The organism is Sulfurimonas sp. (assembly GCF_050296975.1).
Lineage (GTDB): Bacteria > Campylobacterota > Campylobacteria > Campylobacterales > Sulfurimonadaceae > Sulfurimonas.
On the sequence record NZ_JBNKRX010000019.1, the window covers coordinates 38,880 to 60,148 of the forward strand.

Annotated in this window: 21 protein-coding genes; 9 read left to right on the plus strand and 12 right to left on the minus strand. The window is 34.8% G+C overall.

From position 1 onward, the window contains the following. The first annotated feature begins 16 nt into the window (after positions 1-16). Positions 17-613, plus strand: coding sequence for a peroxiredoxin (locus tag ACQY56_RS05475; RefSeq protein WP_428737584.1), 597 nt, complete (start codon positions 17-19; stop codon positions 611-613). A gap of 14 nt (positions 614-627) precedes the next feature. Here the strand turns inward: ACQY56_RS05475 and ACQY56_RS05480 are convergent, their stop codons facing one another. From ACQY56_RS05480 to ACQY56_RS05490, 3 genes are read right to left on the minus strand one after another with little or no spacing between them, the layout of a single operon-like run. Further along, positions 628-771 carry a hypothetical protein gene (locus ACQY56_RS05480; protein WP_428737583.1) on the minus strand — a complete coding sequence of 48 codons (144 nt, stop codon included), beginning with the start codon at positions 769-771 and terminating at the stop codon, positions 628-630. Between the two features lie 38 nt (positions 772-809). Beyond that, positions 810-1,697 carry a DMT family transporter gene (locus ACQY56_RS05485; protein ID WP_428737582.1) on the minus strand — a complete coding sequence of 296 codons (888 nt, stop codon included), beginning with the start codon at positions 1,695-1,697 and terminating at the stop codon, positions 810-812. Further along, entirely contained in the window at positions 1,691-2,950 is a 1,260-nt protein-coding gene (locus ACQY56_RS05490) for an ATP-dependent DNA helicase (RefSeq protein WP_428737581.1), read from the minus strand. Before ACQY56_RS05490 ends, ACQY56_RS05485 begins: the two co-directional genes overlap by 7 nt. Positions 2,951-2,957: 7 nt before the next feature. Here ACQY56_RS05490 and ACQY56_RS05495 point away from each other — a divergent pair, with 7 nt between their 5' ends. Next, entirely contained in the window at positions 2,958-4,613 is a 1,656-nt protein-coding gene (locus ACQY56_RS05495) for a phosphoethanolamine transferase (RefSeq protein WP_428737580.1), read from the plus strand. Beyond that, a complete protein-coding gene (locus ACQY56_RS05500) occupies positions 4,603-5,286 on the plus strand; it encodes a phosphatase PAP2 family protein (protein ID WP_428737579.1) in 684 nt (227 codons plus the stop codon). The genes ACQY56_RS05495 and ACQY56_RS05500 overlap by 11 nt, the downstream gene beginning before the upstream one ends. On the opposite strand, the gene ACQY56_RS05505 is transcribed toward ACQY56_RS05500, so the two are convergent. The 4 genes from ACQY56_RS05505 to ACQY56_RS05520 are packed head-to-tail and all read right to left on the minus strand — an operon-like array spanning position 5,283 to position 9,133. Continuing rightward, positions 5,283-5,732 carry a hypothetical protein gene (locus tag ACQY56_RS05505; RefSeq protein WP_428737578.1) on the minus strand — a complete coding sequence of 150 codons (450 nt, stop codon included), beginning with the start codon at positions 5,730-5,732 and terminating at the stop codon, positions 5,283-5,285. The two genes, ACQY56_RS05500 and ACQY56_RS05505, sit on opposite strands and share 4 nt — an antisense overlap. A gap of 59 nt (positions 5,733-5,791) precedes the next feature. Beyond that, complete coding sequence (locus ACQY56_RS05510) at positions 5,792-6,907, minus strand: vWA domain-containing protein (protein WP_428737577.1); 1,116 nt, start codon at positions 6,905-6,907, stop codon at positions 5,792-5,794. A gap of 1 nt (position 6,908) precedes the next feature. Then, a complete protein-coding gene (locus tag ACQY56_RS05515) occupies positions 6,909-7,898 on the minus strand; it encodes an AAA family ATPase (protein ID WP_428737576.1) in 990 nt (329 codons plus the stop codon). Further along, positions 7,895-9,133: a hypothetical protein gene (locus ACQY56_RS05520; RefSeq protein WP_428737575.1), complete on the minus strand. Its 1,239-nt coding sequence runs from the start codon at positions 9,131-9,133 to the stop codon at positions 7,895-7,897. The genes ACQY56_RS05515 and ACQY56_RS05520 overlap by 4 nt, the downstream gene beginning before the upstream one ends. A gap of 67 nt (positions 9,134-9,200) precedes the next feature. Between ACQY56_RS05520 and nhaA the strand changes: the two genes are divergently transcribed. After that, positions 9,201-10,553, plus strand: a complete 1,353-nt coding sequence (gene nhaA / locus ACQY56_RS05525) for a Na+/H+ antiporter NhaA (protein WP_428737574.1) — start codon at positions 9,201-9,203, stop codon at positions 10,551-10,553. Here the strand turns inward: nhaA and ACQY56_RS05530 are convergent. Both ACQY56_RS05530 and ACQY56_RS05535 read right to left on the minus strand, forming a co-directional pair. Then, a complete protein-coding gene (locus ACQY56_RS05530; protein WP_428737573.1) occupies positions 10,513-11,502 on the minus strand; it encodes a dipeptide epimerase in 990 nt (329 codons plus the stop codon). The genes nhaA and ACQY56_RS05530 overlap by 41 nt on opposite strands. Continuing rightward, on the minus strand, positions 11,499-12,629 hold the full coding sequence (locus tag ACQY56_RS05535) for a DUF819 domain-containing protein (protein ID WP_428737572.1): 1,131 nt from the start codon (positions 12,627-12,629) through the stop codon (positions 11,499-11,501). Before ACQY56_RS05535 ends, ACQY56_RS05530 begins: the two co-directional genes overlap by 4 nt. Before the next feature lie 263 nt (positions 12,630-12,892). Here ACQY56_RS05535 and ACQY56_RS05540 point away from each other — a divergent pair, with 263 nt between their 5' ends. From ACQY56_RS05540 to ACQY56_RS05555, 4 genes are all read left to right on the plus strand, one after another. Further along, entirely contained in the window at positions 12,893-13,309 is a 417-nt protein-coding gene (locus ACQY56_RS05540) for an FxLYD domain-containing protein (RefSeq protein ID WP_428737571.1), read from the plus strand. Between the two features lie 156 nt (positions 13,310-13,465). Then, on the plus strand, positions 13,466-14,794 hold the full coding sequence (locus ACQY56_RS05545) for a DUF4139 domain-containing protein (RefSeq protein WP_428737570.1): 1,329 nt from the start codon (positions 13,466-13,468) through the stop codon (positions 14,792-14,794). A gap of 11 nt (positions 14,795-14,805) precedes the next feature. After that, complete coding sequence (locus tag ACQY56_RS05550; RefSeq protein WP_428737569.1) at positions 14,806-15,546, plus strand: exonuclease domain-containing protein; 741 nt, start codon at positions 14,806-14,808, stop codon at positions 15,544-15,546. Positions 15,547-15,549: 3 nt separating this feature from the next. After that, positions 15,550-16,938: a hypothetical protein gene (locus ACQY56_RS05555; protein ID WP_428737568.1), complete on the plus strand. Its 1,389-nt coding sequence runs from the start codon at positions 15,550-15,552 to the stop codon at positions 16,936-16,938. Here ACQY56_RS05555 and ACQY56_RS05560 read toward each other — a convergent pair. Both ACQY56_RS05560 and ACQY56_RS05565 read right to left on the minus strand, forming a co-directional pair. Continuing rightward, the gene (locus ACQY56_RS05560; protein ID WP_428737567.1) at positions 16,933-18,069 is read right to left on the minus strand and encodes a Na+/H+ antiporter NhaC family protein; all 1,137 of its coding nucleotides are present in this window, start codon (positions 18,067-18,069) and stop codon (positions 16,933-16,935) included. The genes ACQY56_RS05555 and ACQY56_RS05560 overlap by 6 nt on opposite strands. A 241-nt stretch (positions 18,070-18,310) precedes the next feature. Then, positions 18,311-18,934 (minus strand): acyl-CoA acyltransferase, encoded by a 624-nt coding sequence (locus ACQY56_RS05565; RefSeq protein ID WP_428737565.1) that lies wholly within the window; start codon positions 18,932-18,934, stop codon positions 18,311-18,313. Positions 18,935-18,986: 52 nt separating this feature from the next. Between ACQY56_RS05565 and ACQY56_RS05570 the strand changes: the two genes are divergently transcribed. Next, positions 18,987-19,667 carry a L,D-transpeptidase family protein gene (locus ACQY56_RS05570; protein ID WP_428737564.1) on the plus strand — a complete coding sequence of 227 codons (681 nt, stop codon included), beginning with the start codon at positions 18,987-18,989 and terminating at the stop codon, positions 19,665-19,667. A gap of 1 nt (position 19,668) precedes the next feature. On the opposite strand, the gene argS is transcribed toward ACQY56_RS05570, so the two are convergent. Continuing rightward, positions 19,669-21,264: an arginine--tRNA ligase gene (argS, locus tag ACQY56_RS05575; RefSeq protein WP_428737563.1), complete on the minus strand. Its 1,596-nt coding sequence runs from the start codon at positions 21,262-21,264 to the stop codon at positions 19,669-19,671. Between the last annotated feature and the right edge of the window lie 5 nt (positions 21,265-21,269).

The following is a 21,269-nucleotide window of genomic DNA, read 5'->3' on the forward strand; positions in this document are numbered from 1 at the left end:
TCAAAAGGATATAAAAATGTTAGTAACAACAAAAGCTCCAGATTTTACAGCAACAGCAGTTTTAGCTGATGGTTCAATCGTAGACAACTTCAATTTAATGGAAAACTTAGGGGAAAAAGGTGCAGTACTTTTTTTCTATCCACTAGACTTCACTTTCGTATGTCCATCTGAGATCATTGCTTTCTCTCACAGAATTGAAGAGTTTACAAGCCGTGGTGTAAATGTTATCGGTGTATCAGTAGATAGCCAATTCTCACACTTTGCATGGAGAGAAACTCCAGTTGAAAAAGGTGGAATCGGAAGAATCAAATACCCACTAGTAGCTGACCTTTCAAAACAAATTTCAAAAGATTACGATGTACTTTTTGGTGAGTCTGTAGCACTTCGTGGATCATTCTTAATTGATGCTGATGGTACTATCCGTCATGCTGTTATCAACGACTTACCACTTGGACGTAACATCGATGAGATGATCCGTATGGTTGATACTATGCTATTTACTAATGAGTATGGTGAAGTTTGTCCAGCTGGTTGGAACAAAGGTGACGAAGGTATGAAAGCATCTACTGAAGGTGTTGCAGAATACTTAGCAAAACACGAGTCTGAGCTTTAATAGCTCAAACTCACTTATTCAGCATCTAATTGCTGTAATGATTTTTCACTAGCGTTATTTGAACGCTGATACTCCTTATCTGAAACTCCACAACTTTTTTGTCCACAACAACCACTTATACTAAAAACTATTACTAAGCTTAAAAAAATATATTTCATTTTTGCCTCCTTCTTAAAAGTTTATTGCAACTATTGTATCATTTTTTTCTACTAACTAAAATTCCACCAAAGATAATTAAAAATATTCCTATAAACGTTAAGTTATCTGGAAAATTATCGCCTAATAAAAATCCAAAACCAATAGCGAATGGGATATTTGTGTAACTAATCACTCCGACGATGCTGAGTTGTTTTGCACTGTATGCTTTTGTCAGTAACCACTGTGAAAGTGTAGAGATTAGTGCCATAAAGGCTATAAAAAACCAAATCTTTACACTACTTGGAACAATAAACTCTGGAAATAAAAACTTAAGTGATTCGGGAGAATTTATATAAGGTGCTATTAGAAAGAGGAGTGCTGGAAGAAAAGTTCCAACTCCAACAAAAGAGAGCACTATCACACGTGAGTCATAAACATCTTTGATCTTTTTAATGGTCGTGTATGCAGCTGCGGCAAAAAAACCTCCAAATACTCCAATAATATGCTCATACGAAAAACTCATACCAAAAGGTTTTACAACTAAAATAACACCGATAAACCCTATAAAAAGTGCTAAAATAGTTGTAAATTGTAACCTCTCTCCCAAAAGATAAAATGCTAAAAGTGTTACAAATAAAGGAGAGGTTTTATTGAGTGTAATTGCTTCTCCCAATGGTATAGTTGTAATTGTGTAAAAAAACAAAATCATTGCCATAAATCCAAGAAAACCTCTAGTGAGTAGTAGATGAAACTTTCCGCCACTTAGTTTTGGTGGTGTGTGTCGAAGTGCATAAAGAATTAAAAATACGCCTATCATATTTCTAAAAAATACTATCTCTAAAGCACTTAAATCATCTGAGAGAATTTTTACTAATGAACCATTTAATGCTGATATAAGTGCTGAGAGTAACATATAATAAATCCCATTATCTCGCTCTTTTAACATTGTGAACCTTTTTTTACAAACTCTAAAGCTACACTATCAACAAAAGCTAAGTTATACCATTGTGTATTTGGAGCGATCAGAATTAAATTTTTAGGATTAGAACTTCGAGAAAATGCTACATAAAATTGTGAGGGTGCAAAAATCTCTCTTGTATCGATGATAAGATTTTCTATACTCATCCCTTGTGATTTATGAATGGTAATTGCATAAGCAAGTTTTACAGGATACTGATAGATCGAAAAGGTGTTTTCCTCTACCATCTCTTTTTTACCACTTATAGTTTTTTCAATCCATTTTGATTTACTTTGTGCGACAGTTTCTAGTTTCACAACTTTCCCATCTGATTTTTTAACATACAGATATTGTGTATCTATATTGACAATAATGCCTCGCTCACCATTATAATAGTTCCAAGCATTACGTGTAAAAAGTACTGGAGCGTTAATTTTTAACTCTAACTCTTTTTCAATTCTTGCATCATCAAAAAAACGCTCAATCACATTATCGTTTACCTCTTGATGTTTGACTATTTGTGCCTCTTTTGTATACAACTCCCCTTCAAGGGTTTCAAGCTGCTTTTTATTGTGCTGTGAAGCTGAGATGTTTTTTCCAAAAAGATACGTAAAATTTTCAAGTTGATTTGGCAATGGTTTTATAAAACTATTTAGCTCATTATGGATAGCCTCATCAACAAAACCATGACGAATATGTTGTAAAAGTTCTATAAAATTTTTATCATCAGTTCTATAAATATGTGTAAGTTCTATAACTTCAAATGCAAGTTTTTTCCATGATTGTGATTCAAATGCAAAACCAATACGACCATACCCTTTTGCAACTGGTGGCAACTGTAAAAAATCCCCCACTGCTAAGATAGAACCTTTAAATTCACACTGCTTTAATCGAAATGCGATCATCTCAAAAAGTGTCTCACTTACCATTGATATCTCATCTATAACTATAAGTTGCATCGATTGTACAAGTTTTTTTATCTTTTTTTTGGGTTCTAGTTTTCCATTTTTTTCTAACTCTTCTAATGAGGAAGATAAACCAAAATCAAAAAAGCTATGAAGTGTCTGCCCATTTACAAGTGTAGCTGCCATTGCAGTTGAGGCTAACTTTGCAACTTTTTTAGCTTGATCTTCAAAATGTTTGATTACACTTAAAGTGGTAGTGGTTTTTCCAACACCAGCACCACCAGTTAAAAAAATATTATTTCCTGACTCAAGTTTATTGAATAATTTTTCTTTCATAAAAGAAATGCTAACAAATCTTCATTTAAATTTGCTAATATTTCATAAATTACAAAAAGGAAACATTATTAAAACACTCACACAAATAAAACTCATAATTTTTACAGCAATTTTTTTAGTCCTATTTGACAACTACTCGTTTTTTCATAATGTTTTAGAAATTTATCCATTTAACTTTTCAAATTCAGGATTTTTATTTTCACTTGGGCTTGTTTTAGTATCTGTCATCACTCTCGTTTTTACACTTGTCAGTTCAAAATATACAACTAAAACTATTTTAATTGCCGTTGTAATTGTTTCATCAATGACAAACTATTTCATGAACTCTTACAAAGTCGTTATTGACGATTCGATGATTAGAAATATGATGCAAACAGATATACACGAATCTCTTGATCTTCTTAGCATTAAACAAGTACTCTATTTTATCTTTTTAGGTCTATTACCAGCATACTTAATCTATAAAGTAAAAATTGAATATAGAGCATTTAAAAAAGAGGTTTTCGCAAAAATTATCACTGTTTTTGCCTCTTTGGCACTTGTACTGTTAAGTGTCTTTATCTTCTCAAAACACTATACATCATTTTTCCGTGAGCACAAACCTTTACGTTATTCAACAAATCCAACATATTGGATATATTCAACAGTAAAATACATTAGTAAAACATTTAACTCAGGTCCTATCATTGTGAAACCTTTAGGAGAGGATGCGAAGATAAACGAAGATGAAAACACTACAAAAAAACTTGTTATTATGGTTGTTGGCGAAGCTGTCAGAGCCGATCATTTCTCACTCAATGGATATGAACGAGACACAAATCCTCTTTTAAAACAAGAAGATATTATAAACTTCTCACAGATGTATTCGTGCGGAACTTCAACTGCAGAATCAGTACCATGCATGTTCTCACAATTTGATAGAGGAGATTACTCTTACAAAAAAGGGATTACGAACGAAAATGTTTTAGATGTAATTAAGCATACAGGAAAAGTAGCTATTTTGTGGCGTGATAACAATTCAGATTCTAAAGGTGTAGCCCTTAGAGTAAATTATGAAAACTATAAAAAACCTGTTAACAACACCATCTGTACCGAAGGTGAATGCCGTGATATAGGTATGTTAGTTGGTCTTGGAAAATTTATAGAGGACAATAAAAACAAAAATATTCTTATCATACTTCACCAAATGGGGAACCACGGTCCAGCATATTACAAACGTTATACAAAAGATTTTGAACAATACACACCAGTATGTGAAACAAATCAACTTGAAGAATGTACGCAAGATGAGATCAAAAATGGTTATGACAATTCCATTTTATATACAGATATGTTCCTTGCAAAAACGATAGAGTTTTTAAAACAATATGACGATACATATCAAACTGCCATGATCTATATGAGTGATCATGGAGAGTCTCTTGGTGAAGGTGGTGTTTATTTACATGGTCTACCATATTTCATGGCTCCAGATGCTCAAAAACATATAGGTTCGCTTATGTGGTTTGGTGATAAAATGAAACAAAAGTTGAATGTTGATGTACTCAAAGCACAAAAAGATCAAGAGTTTTCACAAGACAATTTTTTTCACTCATTACTAGGAATTTTCAAAGTACAAACAACTGCATATGATCAAGAATTGGATATGTTCAATGGCAAGTAGTAATAAAAATATCTTTATTACTTTTGCTATCTTAATTGTTATCATTGTGTTTTTTGGTTTGAGTAATACTGATGAATATATACAAAATTTCTGTTTTAATTTTGAAACACAACAATGGATTTTATCTCCAAATTTAGAACCATATAAATTTATTTTTTATGATGGTATAAAAAAGTTACTCATTATTATTGGTATCTTATTCTTGTTTTCTTTGGCTTTTTATAAAAAAAGTCAAACTATCAACACTTATAAAAAAAAGATTATAGTTATAGTCTTATCAGCTATTTTTGTCCCTGCTCTTGTAGGTGGACTAAAATCAAACACAGATATGCCATGCCCAAGAGATGTAACCATGTACGGTGGTTTATATCCAAAAACAAAAGTTTGGGAACTTTATCCTCAAGAAGTACTTGAACTAGGTCACAAACTTAAGTGTTGGCCTGCAGGACATGCAAGTGGTGGATTTGCTTTAATGAGTTTTTTCTTTTTTTTCAGAAAAAGAAAAAATAAATATATTGCTCTTAGTGTAGCTTTGTTTATCGGCTGGGCTATGGGAAGTTATAAGATGATTATAGGAGATCATTTTTTCAGTCATACCTTTATAACAATGGTTTTATCGTGGTTAATTATTTTAATTATTGCACGAGTTGTAAAAGTAGAACAGCTAAATTAACTCGCAAGAACTAAAGTAATCTTTTCTAACTCTTGAAGGTCAGTTGATTTGAAGTTGATGTTCATCTTGTATTTTTTAAGTCCATCGTTCATATCCCAGTGAAGTCTATTGTTCATGAATTTATTTTTATAGCTTTCCTCCTGCCCAATTTTTTTAACAACTGTTTGATAATCATCACCAATATTTAGATCAAATGGTAGTTTTATGGAAGTTTGTGAAGTTAATTTTATTTGATTTAAATGAAGCTTTGTTGGCTGTTTTGTCACGCAGTTTTTCGAGTCAAACATAATCTCTGCACCATAATTTTCAAGGGGTACAAATATTGTACTTTCTTGTGATTCATTTATAGCACTATATTTCCCTAACTCTTCAAGCATCTCTACAATTCTTTTATCATGTTTTGATAGGCTCAAAAGTTCTATCATATTATTGCCATCTAGTCTCATTATCTCTTCCTAATTTATTTACTTTTGAAAGAGTATAGAGTTTTTGCGTTAGCAAAGTGTTAGTTAAGTAAGATTATTTGACCAAATGAGGGAGTTTTTTCTCTAGTTGTGATCCATTTTACCTCGTATGTTGGTGTATTTTTTGGAAAAATCCCATCCAAATCTGTAAAATACAAAAGAAGTTTTACCTCATCTATATTTTGCTCAACAAACTCAAAAACAGGTCGAAAATCTGTACCACCATTACCGATGATCTGCACATCTAAAATCTCACCGCTGTAAAATGTTTTGTGAGAATGGATTTTATCATCACATATAAGTAAATCAATTTGATAGTTTTGCAAATGCTCCATCAAAAAATTTACTTCATTTAAAAACTCGTTTAATAACTCCTCGTCGATCGAACCAGAACTATCGATCGCGATAACGAGTTTAAAAGTATTTGAGATATTTGAAGGCAGATAAATCCCTTGATAAAGCAGTTTTTTTGAAGGGGGAATAAGCGTATAGTCATCTCGATAATATCTATCGATTGTATCACGAAGTTCATTTCGCCAGTCTATTTTGCCAAAATGTGAGATATCAAAAAAACGCTCTATCGACTCTGGGATTTCTCCAGATTGAAACTTTTGCTCTAAGAGTGCTATCGCTTCTTCCCCTTGGAGTTGTTCTTGCAAAATCTCCTCTTGTAACTGCTCTTTTGTTTTTTCCTTTTGATTTTGCTCTACATCTTCTGCGTCGTCTGCTTCATATTCAAGCTCTTCATCATCACGCAAGATGTCATCTTTAAGCTCAGCATAAATCTCCTCGGCATACATTCCCGCAAAACGTTTTCTATACTCTGCACCGTATGGCATCTCTAAACCATTTTCGATCAGCATATCGTTGATCGCTATATCGGTTGCCATTTGCCACAGCCAACCACTGCGATTACCCTTACGGTTTTCGTGAGCAAGTGCTTTATGCATCGCTCCATTTGCCAAGATAAACTCAATCTCTGAGAGTTCTAGGTCAGCCAGATATTCTTCACGATACTCGATCTTTTTTCCATCAGATTTAAAACTCTCTATGTCATCGTTGATCTCGAGTGCAATCTTAGAAGCCAAAGTTCCAAAGTATGGGTACTCTACTAAAAGTTTTGCTTTTGCTTGTGAGATTTTTTCTTCGTTTTTCATATTATGTTAGCAAGTAAGAAAACTTTTGCACCCACTCTTTAAACGCTGGAGAATGTTCCATAGTCAGCCCATTTCTTTGCAAGTCTTGGACAATCATCACAGCAAATTCACCCTTTAGTTCAAGCGTATAGTTTAAAAGATTATCTAGTTTACTCTCATCTTTTAGTACCCCGCTTACAAGTGCAGAACTAAGTGAATACAACACATCGATCTCCTCAGGATATTTGCTCCCTTTTCCATTTAAAATCGCATCAATATCTGGCAGTTTATCCATCACTTTTATAAAACTCAAAAAGCCAACCGCTACATCTTTTCCGACAGCCCCACTAAGACTATCTAAGATCACATCACTACTTAGTTTGGCATTTAAAATCTTATTAACATATTCCCAACTTCTTGGCGTTGCAAAACTTTTTGTATCACTACGAGGATCAAAGGTAAAAAGGTGCTCATTTTTGTAAGAGATATAAGCGATGATTTTTGGATCGATCTCATTTTTATACGCCCACTCACGCCAGTCATCCACATCTACTTCCAACTCAAAGTGAACAAATCTATTTGCCAAAGGTGAGGGCATCTTGTACGTCACACCGCGATCACCCTCACGGTTTCCAGCAGCCACGATCGCCCACCCATCAGGAAGCTCATACTCCCCGATGCGACGATCGAGTATCAGCTGATACGCAGAAGACTGTACAGCAGGAGCAGCAGAGTTTAACTCATCTAAAAACAAAATCCCCTCACCCTCTTTTGGCAGAAATGCTGGAGGTGCCCAAAGTGCGGTGTGGCTCTCTTTATCGTAAAAAGGGATCCCCTTGAGATCAGTTGGATCCATGAGTGCTAAACGAAGATCTATAAAACCAACATTTTTCTCTTTTGCGATCTCACGCACGATTGATGACTTTCCGATCCCTGGAGCACCCCAAAGAAAGGTAGGTACTTTTTGTTCTATCAAAGAGTGTAAAGATTTTACTAAATTCGTTGCTTTCATAACCATCCTATATTTTGTGTTTGAATATATTTTCCAAATGCTGCGTTTGTTCGCACCGCTCTCTCAAACCTACTATCAAGCTGCATCTGGTAAAGCAGATCGACGGGTGTGTTTTCATTTCGTGCCAATTCTAGCAGTATATCACTTTTTGATAGTTCATAAAGTTTTGTAAGTATCTCTTGTGGAGTTGCTTCATTTTTCGCTAAAAAAACATGGTTGTTTTCATCTGCAAATGCGCTCTTTAAAAGAGCCTTTGGCGTAGCTTTGTTTTGTAAAATGTATGGGTGCAAGTTTGAAGATTTTTTATATAAAACTTCTAAATTCTCAGAAGTTAGTGAACTATTTTGTGCCAAGTTTTCATCTACTTTTTCATCATCTAACGCTAAGAGATATCTTTGCATTGTAGCATCTAAAGTTGTGTTTCTCGCTAAGTGGATTACATACTTTGACAAAAGCGAAAACATCTCTTGATTCAGAGTGATATTTTCAGCTAGTTTTCGTGCTACATTCTCATCATCGATCAGAGTTTTTGCCAGAGTATGGTCTAAACTTTCATTGGTATATATAGCTTCTAAAACCTCTGCTTCACCCTCTTTTAAAAACCGCTTCAAAACTTTTTTCGGCGTTTTAGGGTGTGTTGCTAAAAGCACTTTTATCTTCGGGTGAAACTTTACGGGTTCTAGCTCACTAATTACCTCTAAAAGATCAGTATTATCTGTTTGCGAGATCAAGTGAATAAGTCCCGTTGTTGCAAACTGCACATTGTGATTTCGCTCTATATTTTCATAAAAACGCTCGATCAATGCGGCAGTTACATCGCGGTTATCATCATTGTCAAAAAAATCTTCGCCACTCCATTTGTAATTTTTTAGCAGTTTAAAAAACAGCTCATCTGTTATGCACTCATTTTGCAAAAAAGCTTTAAGGCGCTCTTTGTCGTTAGAGAGCTTTAAACTCATTAGTAGCACATCACTATCGATCCCTTGTGCTACAAGTTTTTCAAACTCATCGATCGAAAGAAATTCGTACTTTTTCATCTCGTAAAGCTCATCTAAAAGATTTTGCTCATACGGAGTTTGCATCCGACCCTCTAGTACATACAAAAACGGATCACTTGGCTCTTTTGTGATCTCGATCATATAGGTTTTTAGTTGCGATCTAAACTCTTCATCGCTGAATGCACGTGTTTTTCCAAGCAGTAAAATTTTTTGATTTTTGAAACTCTCTAAATTCATAAAGCGATTATACTGCACTTTTTTTCTCAAATTATTTAATGTCAAAAATAGTTGCTATAATTAAGTTATGAAAGATTATTCGCCACTACAAAAAGCGTTTGAAAAAATCGCTACACCGTTTGAGCACTTCATCCATGGACAGGCTACAAGTGGTTTGGTTTTAGTGTTTATGACTATCTTGGCACTCATCATTGCCAACACCTCACTTTACGATAGTTATCTCCATCTTATCCACACAAAGATCGACTTTAACGTAGGGACTTGGAAACTCTCACACTCACTGCATCATTGGATCAACGACGGACTTATGGCTGTGTTTTTCTTTCTTGTTGGTTTAGAGATCAAACGGGAAATTTTAATAGGGGAACTTTCAAGCGTAAAAGCGGCAATTTTACCGATCATCGCAGCTATTGGCGGAATGGTTGTTCCAGCTCTTATATTCTTAGCGCTAAACTCTGGCTCTGTTGGGGAAAATGGCTGGGGTATCCCTATGGCTACCGATATCGCTTTTGCGATCACAGCACTCGTACTGCTTGGTAAAAAAGTCTCAAAACCGCTTGTAACATTTTTAACAGCTTTAGCGATCGTAGATGACTTGGGAGCAGTTATCGTGATCGCTTTGTTTTACACACAAGAGATTCAAATGATAGCCTTAGCCTTAGCAGCACTTTCATTTGGTGTCTTGATACTTTTTAATTTGCTTGGTATTCGCTCAATCTTACCCTATTTTCTAGTGGGAATATTTTTATGGTTTTTTATGCTTGAATCTGGTGTACACGCAACTATAGCTGGTGTTCTTGCTGCTTTAACCATCCCTTTGCGACCAAAAACACCCCCTGTAATGTTTACAAACCACACGCGTAATCTGCTCGATGAGTTTGACTGCTACCCAGTCACTACCGATCATGTGATGCACGAAAAACAAAAAGCGATCTTACAAAATGTAAAAGACAAAATAGACTCTGTATCATCCCCTGCTGCTATTTTAGAGCATTCCCTTCATCTTCCTGTCGGGCTTGTGATCATCCCTATTTTTGCACTGGCAAATGCAGCGATCGCTATTGACTTTTCATCTGTTGGGGAGAGTTTATTCAGTGACGTTTCGCTGGGAATTATTTTTGGGCTTATTATTGGAAAAATAGTAGGGATTTTTGGTGTGTCATTTCTATCCATAAAATTAGGCATCGCCCATCTTCCACAAAAAACTACACTCTCGCAAATCTTTGGAGTTTCAGCACTTGCAGGGATCGGTTTTACCATGAGTATATTTGTAAGTGATCTTGCATTTTTAGGAGATGAGGCGCTAATTTTTCAAGCAAAAATAGGCATACTCGTAGCTTCACTTTTTAGCGGTGTTTTTGGCTACTACTGGCTCTCAACTATTGCGTATAAAACGATCCCTGATCAAAGTGAAAATTAAGTAGGTTTGATGGCTCTTTGTAAAGCAAAGGGCTGTCAAGATCAACATACTTGATTACATCTCGGTTGTTAAATGCAAGTTGCAATGCTGCGTTTATAGAGATGGGTCCTTCTAACATTGAACCTAACATACAAGTGATCTGATGCTCCCTTGCATACTCTAAAATCTCTATGGCTTTACTCACACCGCCACATTTCATAAGTTTTATGTTGATCATATCTGCGATCTGATTTTCATACACATACTTGACATCTTCTAAAGTAAAAACAGCTTCATCTGCTAGTATTGGAAACGGAGAGTTTTGCGTAACCATTTGAAGAGCTTTTTTGTCTTGTGCTTTTACGGGTTGCTCTATAAGTTTGATATGTTTGCAGTTTCGCACTCCGTTTATATACTCCAAACATAGCTGCACACTCCATGCTTGGTTTGCATCGATGAGTAGCTTAACATCGCTAAAGTTTTGATCGAGTTCGTTTGTCACCTCAATCGCATGAGTTATGTCGCTTCCCAGTTTTACTTTTAAGAGTTTAATTCCATCCTCATAAGCACTTTTTGCATCTGAGAGCATCTTCTCTTTTGAGCCAAGTGAGATCGTAATGTCGGTTTTTATCGGCTCACTATCTTCGATCTTCTCTTGAACAACCAAAGCTATATCTAAAGCCGCTTTTGCAGATGAACCCATAGAGCTTTTATGAATGAGTTCTAGCGCTTCATCTTTTTGCAAACCTAAAAGTTGCGGAGTTAATTCTTGGATATTTTGCGAAATACTTTCTAAATCTTCCCCCGTAACCGCTTTGGTCGCTGGAGCTTCCCCGTAAAAAATGCTCCCATCATCAAACTTGATCTTCACACGTATAAACTCTACATTTTCAACCGATCGAAGCGCAGTTATAAAAGGGGTTTTTAGAGGGATCTTCTCCTCTGTTATGGTGACACTTTTTATCTTCATTGTGCCATCCCCACTAAAATATTTCCAACAAACAACCCGCCAAATGTCCCAATGATGTAACCCATAATCGCCATTAAAACACCCACACCTATAAGTTTTTTGTTGTAAGTTGCTGCAAGGATCGGAGCAGATGCTACACCGCCGATGTTAGAGAGTGATGCAACCGAGATCGAGAATAGATCAAGCCTAAAAAGTTTCGCACCAAACACCATAACTATAAAATGGATCAGGAGTATCATAAAACCCGCCAACACATACACCCACAGATCCCAAAAGCTCTCGATCACAGCTTGTGAGCCGATGAGCGCTATAAGAACGTAGAGCATCGTAGTTGCGATCTCGTTTGAGCCGCCAACCTCACGCAGTTTTGTAAAAGAGCCTAAAATGCCAAAGAGTGAAGCGAAAATCACTATGGTAGTTGTGGAGTTTAAAAGGTTTATTTTAAGTGCTAGAAACTGTGTGATAAATGAAACCACGATCGCCAAAAGTATAAGTAGCCAGTAGCGTTTTGCCCCGATCGTACACGCACACCCGATCGTCTCTATTTTAGATCCAAGATCATCGCTTTTTGTAAAACGGTTAAAGATGTGTGCAAAGGGAGTTAAAAAGAGTAAAAATGCAACCCAGATCGTGTAGTTTACACTATCTACAACGAGTGCATACGCAAAGCTCTCTTCACTTACACCAAGTGCTGAACCTACTGCTACCATATTTGCAGTGCCACCCATCCAGCTCCCTACAAGTGCGCCAAATGCACTTGCAATCTCTTTGTTAAAACCAAAGAGCTGTACGACAACTATAAACGCTAGTCCGATCGAGAACACCGCTAAAACATACGCGATCAGAAGTTTTTTTCCAAGCTTGAAAAAATCGCGCAGATCAACTTGTAAAAGGATGAGAAAAAGCATAGCAGGGAGCAGGTTTGTTTTTGCAAGTTTGTAAATCGAATGCACCTCATCGTTTTGTGCAAATACCCCCATACTTGCCAAAAACATAGCAAAAGCGTAGATCATCACAACAGGAGGAACAAAAGCAAAAAGTTTGAGTTTTGAGCGTTGCTCGATGATGTAAAACCCACTTGCAATAAGTGCTAAAACAAACAGATAAATAAGAGGATTTGCGATCACTTTTTGCCCTACTTTTTTATAAGTATAGTGGTTTTTGTGTTAAAATAAGCATAGAAAGTCTTGCTCCAATGCTCTGCGTTGGAGTATATATATCTACTTTACGGAGTTTTCTTTATGATTTTAGTTATATGCATTCCCATCGGGACGATGGGAACAAAGAAACACTTATTTGTAAAATAATTTTATAGTAAAGTACCCAATACTTAAGTATATATAGTATTTATAAGACTTTTCAAAAAATAAAATAATTGGAGACAAATTAAATGAACTTTATAAAAATCTTTTTACAAAAATTTGGAAATGGTTTATTTATAGGCTTAATAGCTGGTATTACAGCAGGTTTTATTTTTGCTTTTGTTTCAATGAAAATGTCCCAATCTTTTTGGGTAAGTGCTGAAACGATAGAAAAACTAACCATTTCAGAAGATCGTGAAGTAGAACGAAATGGTAGAACTGTCATCTTAGGAAATATCAAAAATAATTCAAATGAAATGGTAAGAATGTACAAATTAAAAGTTGATTTATTTGATGCCAATGAGACTTTTATTGAACAGTGTACAGAGTTCATGTCAACTCTTCATAGTGGTAAACAAACAAATTTTAAAGTTTGTTGCAAAAACTCTGATAATAATAAAACTATTCAACACACTTCATACAAAATTTATGCAACAGAATATTAAAATAGCAATTTTATATGCATTCCCATCGGGGACGATGGGAACAGGCTAAGAGGTTAGAAGAACGAAGAGAAAAGTTTTTACAACTTTTGAAATGATTTTCAACCCATTCATCATAAAAGAGTATCATTAACACTATCTATTTCAAAAGGTACTCTTATGAAAACAGTTACATCTCTTTTAGTTCTCTCTAGCCTTTGTTTTGGTGCAAGTTTATCCCAACCAACAGATTCTTCTTTGATAGTTTATAACGGTAATCATGCCCTTGTGCATGAAACAAGAGATTTGCATCTTAAAAAAGATGATACATTCATCGTTTATGACAATGTGGCAAACACTATAGATACAGACTCGGTAAATGTCAAACTTCCAACTGGAGTGACACTTTACTCACAACAATACCGCTACGATAAACTCACTTTACAAAAACTACTCGAAGCACATATAAACAAAAAAGTTTTAGTAAAAATCTCTGAACACAAACAGATTAAAGCTACACTCTTATCTGCTGATGGTTTTAATGTTTTAGTCAAAACTAAAAAAGATAAGATTATCTCTACAACAGCAGGAAATATCATATTTAAAGATATTCCTTCAAGTTTGATCACAAAACCTTCACTTGTTTGGAATATAGATGTAAACAAAACTAAAGATGATTTGATGCAGCTTGACTACCTCATCTCAAACATCTCTTTTCAAAGTGACTATATCTTAAACATCGAAAAAAACTCTGCTGATTTAACAGGTTGGTTGAGTGTAAACAATCACTCTGGAAAAGCTTTTGAAAATACCTCTTTAGCACTTCTTGCTGGAGATGTAAACTTTGCAAACAAGCCAATTGCTAAAAAATATGAAGCAGTAGCTGCATTTGCAAAAAGTGACACGATGGTACAGGAGCAATCTTTTGAAGGGTATCATTACTACAAAATCCCTTTTAAAGTAGATATTGCTAACAATGAAAAAACACAGATAAAATTTTTATCTTTACAAGATATGAAAATCGAGCGTTCATATATAGCTGACTTACAAAACCCTCTGTATCTCTACACGGAACAAACAAGTGGTGTGATGCAGCAAATCTCGTTTAGTTCACTCGAACAACCTCTTTTACAAGGAACTGTAAGAGTGTATGGAAAACTAGGTGATGAAACTATACTTCTAGGTGAAAGTGCAATCTCACACACACCACGCGATACAAAAGTTGATCTCAATATCGGTAAAGAGTTTGATCTCAAAGTGATACAAACAATTGTTCAAAGAGATGAGCAAAAACATTCTATAAATAGCAAAATTCTCTATACAGTAAAAAACAAATCAAAAGAGGAAAAAACTGTTACTCTACGTATCCCTTTTACTAAATCAAACAACTCAAAACTCCATTCTAAAGAAAAATATACTTACACTAAGGGAAATTTAGTTACTTTTGTTATAGAATTAAAACCTAACACTACAAAACAATTTTCAGTGGAATTTGAAAGAAAGAGATAGACACTAACTATATGGCAAAATATATAATACTTGATACAGAAACAACAGGAACAGATGAGCAAGATAGAATCATACAACTCGGTTACATGGTTTTAGGTGCAAAAGAGCCAGAGGTACACAATGAATTTTGTTCAAGCGATGTTACCATCAAATACCCTGCAATGGAAGTTCATGGCATCACTCCTGAGATGATTGAGGGTAAACCTGCATGTATAGAGATGTCCTCTTACAAAAGACTTCAGGAGTTAAATACACAAGACAACTATATGATTATTCACAATGCTCCTTTTGATATAGGGATGCTTCAAAAAGAGGGCTTTAACTTACAAATGCAACTGATCGATACTTTACGTGTTGCAAAACATATCTTTGACAATGAAGAAGCACACCGTCTACAATACTTCCGCTATAAAATGGGACTGTATAAACAAGAAAAACAAGAAGCCCAAACTCTCGGCATTGAAGTAAAAGCGCATGATGCTATAGGAGATGTACTGGTTTTAAAACTCTTTTTAACAGAACTACGTAAAGCTGTACAGGAAAAATTTCCAAAAGAAAACCCAGTTGAAAAAATGGTCGCACTGACAAAAGAACCAATCTTAGTCAAAACTTTTCGTTTTGGAAAATATAGAGGAAAAACACTTCAAGAGGTAGCAAGTCAAGACGGAGCATATCTTCGTTGGATGCTCACAGGTATGGAAAATCTCGATGAAGATATGAAGTACTCTATCAACTACTACTTAGGGAACTAAAAATTGTTACGTAACTTTTTACTCTCACTTGGGTTTATAACACTTTTTTTTCATGGATGTGGATCAACGCCTCCTGAACCAGAAATTGTACAAAAACCAATAGAGCAAAATATTACAAAACCACTCCCACCCTCACTCACTATAAATGCACCTGATGGTGCTACAATCAAAATATTAAATATAAAACCAAAGTATTATGCTGGTATAGAATTAGAAGCTGACAACTACCAAGTAGAAATAAGCAAACATGGGTATCAAACTTACACAACATGGATCGAAGTCAATAAACCCACTATTTACAATGTCACACTTAAAAAACTGATCGATATACCGACTTTTGTATGGAACTCTACCAACGAGCAGTTTTATACACTCTATGATCCAAAAACTGAGCTTATTTGGGCATTGCCAAGTGAGTATGTTGACTATGTCAAACAGTATACACCTAAAGAGTTTCTTCCTAAAACTATAGGTGCTTCATCAAAAAAATTTCCACAGATATCTAGAACAAAACTCAATACAATCATCTATATAGGCAATGAAAATCTAAGTTGTTATTATCGGTCAAAAAGAGACTCGTATAAAAAGTATTTTGCTTCTTTAAATAAACTAAAAATTAACGGTACCCAAGATAATTGGAGGCTTCCTAATAAAAAAGACATCTATACAAACAACCCATTTCAACCATACCAGCAGTACTTTCAACTGATTTGGAATAAAGGAAATCTTGTAAAGATGAATGTCCCTGTTATCTATACTTATAAATCAAAAAGTTCTAAAACTTACACTTCCGCTTTAGGTTATAAAAAAAAGAACAATCTCTATAATGGAGCTAAAAGTAGCTATATCCAAAATCTTAACTATTCAAACAATGTAGCAGTTGTCACACCCGTAAAAGAAAAAAATTCTGAGATTGATGCGATTGTCTATGATGAAGAGCTTAATATAAGTGAAAAGTTTTATGCTCTTCAAGAGATTTTTCACTCATCTCAAAAAACAATAAAAACTCTCTTAGGCGATCCAAAACTCTCTAAAATTTACTACGACAAAAAAGCAAAAAGATTACGTGGGATACTTTACTCTACAACAAATAATTTTCATACAAAATTTTCTGTAAAAACAGAGCCAAAGAACTATGCAGAACTTAAAGAAAAGATACTAGACAACAGAGTAGTTCCAGTGGTAAGAATAGAGATGAAAAATGGAGAACTTCACTATAAATATCTCACATTAAAAACAAATAGAGTCAAAAAAATGGAAGAATATGACGAAGCTAAACGCTCAAAAAATATCAATTTTTATAGAGAATTTATACGTCTATATCCAAATACAACAGAAGCTAAAAATCTCCAAAAATTGATAGATCAAGAGTATAAAAGTAAATACTTATAAAGAAAACACTAAAAACAATACAAGTGCTATTAAAGCACTTATAAGTGCATAAGGGAGTTGTGTTTTTACATGCTCAACTACTTCACATCCCGAAGCTAGTGATGAGATAATCGTAGTGTCTGAAATCGGAGAACAGTGATCGCCAAAAACGCCACCACTAATTACAGCCCCTATAACTAAAGCGACATCTCCATCAAGTGCTACTGCCATTGGTACTGCTATAGGAATCATAATAGAAAAAGTCCCCCAACTAGTCCCTGTTGAGAATGCGATAATCCCACTTAAAACAAAGATCACCGCTGCTAAGAGATGGATGTTAATATTTTCACTTGCAAATGAAGCAAGATATAATCCTGTTTTTAACTCACTTGTAACTTCCCCTATTGCAAAAGCAAACAGAAGTATCATAGCGATTGGAAAGAGTTTTTTTCCACCAGCAACAGAAGCTTTAAAGTAGTTTTTTGCACTCATCTTTTTACCTAGTACATACAAAACATACATAAATAACATCGTTGTAAGTGTTGTATAAAAAATTGAGCTTGAACCACTCCCTTTTAGTATATTTCCATCTCCAGTGATAGCCAAAAATACAAATACTGAAATTACCAAAAAAAGGATTGGTAAAAACATCTGCATTAAAGAGCTCTCTTTTCTGCTAAGATTGATCGCTTTAGATGGGTAAAGTGTTGCGTTTTGCATACTTGGAGTATATAGTCCAAACCAAATAACTGCAAAAGTTACTATTAACGCACTTATAGAGTAAAAATTAAACACCACTGCATTTATAAGTAAAGAGACACTATCTCCCTGAATAATCCCAGAATCGATTTGTGTAACAATCAAACCTAAAAGTAATGCTCCCCAACCATTAAAAAGGATAAGAGAACTTATAGGTGCAGAGGTTGAATCACATACATACGCAAGTTTCGCGCGATTTACCCCTTCTCGATCACATAAAGGCTTCCCAACTGCTCCAGCGATGAGCGAAGTAATCGAGGACTCTATAAAGATCACAACTCCTATAATATAACTAATCATAAGTGCTGAGCGAGCTGAGTTTACGATGGAGCGTTTTTGTGTCATATATGCTACAAAAGAGTTGATAGCACCTGAACTCTCTAACACTTCCATGATACTTCCAACAAGAATAGCAAACCCTAAAGTTTTAAGTATCCACCCTTTAGAGAGTAACGTTATAAAAAGGGAAAAGGTACCATTAACTGCACTAAAAAAAGAGAAATCCTGTAGTATTAGAACCCCTAAAAAAATAGCACCAAAAAGTGAAAGTAAAACATTACGCGTATAAAGTGCTAAAAATATAGCAAGTATAGGAGGGATGATAGATAAGATGGTTGGTTCTATGTATAACGCCTTAAAATTCTATCTCAAAGAGCATAATTCCACTTCTTCCAAAAGTTTCTTTATAATCTACGCACTCTTTTTGTTCAACAAATGTAAACCCTAGTTTTTTGTAAAACATCTCAGTTTCAAGTGAGCCTATCTCTATAATAGATTGTGCTTTCCTATAACCACGAAGTCTAGCAGTGAGTAATGATTTTTGCATAAGAGATTTTAAAACACCTACATCTACAAAATTATCTAGCTCTTCCATAAAGTCAAACATAAGTATACTTTTTCGGATATTAAATGTACAATCATAAAACGCTTCTAAGATACCCTCTGAATCTTCACAGCATCCTATCTCTTTGAGTGCTTTTTCGAAAGTTTCTTGATTAGAAATTCTCGGTTCATAACTACATAATGTTCCAACATTTTGCCCATCTATTTGGGCAATTAGAAAGTTTTTATAATGACAATGACTTTTAGACTCTGTTTGTGTGAGTTGTTCTAGTTTTTTTAATATATCATCTTCTGATCCCATATCAAATAAAAAATCAAATAATCCTGCCTTTTTACCAGCACGAGAACTTTTTAAAATCATCTGAGCAAGAAAAGGTGCATCTGTAGCAACAGCTTGTTTAATTGTCACACTCATTATACTTTCCAACTTTTATTTAAATCAAATCTTTCTAATAGTAACATACTTTATGATAAAAGTTTTCTTAATCCTTATAAGTTTTTCCTATTGTCTTTTAAGTGCCCAGCAAATAGTACTTGTTGTTGCAGATAATTTTGACACTTCAAAAGCTACGTTATCTGCTTATGATGGGGATAAACAGGTACTTAAAGATATAGATGTCAACATTGGGAAAAATGGTCTTGGGTGGGGTCTTGGTGTCAAAAAAATAACACATAATACCAATGAACCCCTAAAAATGGAAGGAGATAAAAAAGCACCAGCTGGTATTTTTGATATCGGTTTTGCTTTTGGCTACCAAGATAAACTTGATCTAAACATCCCATACATCCATGCTAATGATAATCTATTGTGCGTTGATGATATAAATTCAAGGTTTTATAATCGATTTGTTAATTTTGATAGTGGTATAAAAAGCTTTGAACATATGAAACGTAAAGATCAACAATACAAATATGGACTTGTTGTTGTACATAATCAGCAACAAGAGAAAAAAAGAGGTTCATGTATATTTTTACATATCGAAAAGGAAAAAAATCATCCAACGGTTGGATGTACCTCTATGAAAGAAAAAGATTTACTGAAAATTTTAAAGTGGTTAGATAAAGAGAAAAATCCGATACTTATTCAAGTACCGAAAATCTATCTGCCAGAGGTGTATAAACTCTATCCTGAGTTAAAGAAGAATTAGACTATTCGTCTTCTTTACTCATTTTATCTTTTGCTTCAATTCCCATTAGCCCAAGCCCAGTTTTGATGCTAAGTGCAACAACGCATAGAAGTTTAAGAAGTTTTGCTTCATCTTCAGTTCCAATGATGCGAACATCGTAGTAGAACTTATGAAGTGAAGCTGCAAGTGCTTTTAGGTAATCTGGAAGCTTTTGAATCTGACGAGAACTAAACGCATCTTCTATCACTTCTGGGAGTAATAAAGCATCAAAAAGTAAAGTATCTGCATTTTCATCAAGATTTTTCAAACTTGCATTGGCAATATCCTCACTTGAGACTTCCGCTTTTTCTAAAAGTGTTTTAATTCTAGCATGAGCGTATTGGATGTAAAAAATAGGGTTTGAACTATCTTGTTTTTTAAATTCGCTAAGATCAAACTCTAGTGCAGTATCACTTTTTTTACTTGCAAAGATATAACGAAGTGCATCTGAGCCTATCTCTTCCACAATATCACTCATTAAAATTACATTTCCAGCACGTTTACTCATTTTATATGGTTCGCCATCTTTTAATAGACTTACCATTTGAGAGAGTAAAACTTCAAGCTTTTCACTGCTATATCCAAGATACTCAATAGCAGCTTTCACACGCGAAATATATCCGTGGTGGTCAGCACCCCAGATGTTGATGTAGTGCTCATATCCTCGCTCAAACTTTTGGTTATGATACACAATGTCACCAGCAAGATATGTTGGGCGTCCATCTTCACGTACTACAACTCTATCTTTCTCATCGCCTTTGGCTTCTGAAGCGATCCATGTTTTGTCTTCTTTGACATAAACACCCTCCCCCATCTTAGCCATTACACGATCCCAATCGTCATAAAGTGTTGACTCGTAAACAAAAGTATCAAAGAAGATATTCGTATCACCAAGGTCTTTTACAATGATCTTCATCACTTCATCTTTAGCCCACATAGCAAGTTCTTTTTGACGTGACTCATCGCTAAATATTTCACGACCAAATTTTGCCTCAGCACCGCTTGATAAATCTTCTAAATAATCTCCACGGTAATATGCTTCAGGATACTCAACATCCTCTTTTAAAATGTTTTCTCTTGCATATAGCTGGATAGAAAGACCTAGTAAGTCGATCTGATTCCCAGCATCGTTTACATAATACTCAGCAGTAATGTTATAACCCAAATGTTTTGCCAGTCTATAAAGAGTATCTCCATAAACAGCACCACGAGCATGACCAATATGTAGTGGTCCTGTTGGATTTGCTGAAACAAACTCTAAAAGTACTTTTTGATTTTTTTCTTGCTTACCAAATTCGCTTGGATTATTGAGTGCCCAAGATGCATATTCTGCCAAAAAGTTTTCACTCAAACGGAAGTTTAAATACCCTTTTACAGATTCAACTGATGTAAACTCATCACTCTCATCAAAAGAGTTCGCCAATTCTTCTGCAATCACCATTGGTGATTTTTTAAGTTCTTTTGCAAGTGAAAAAGCTATAGGTGTAGCAAAGTGACCAAAAGAGCGATCACGCGGTTTTTCTAAAACAACCTCACGACCAAGTTTGTCGCGAAGTATCTGTGATACACGTTGTTTCAATGTTG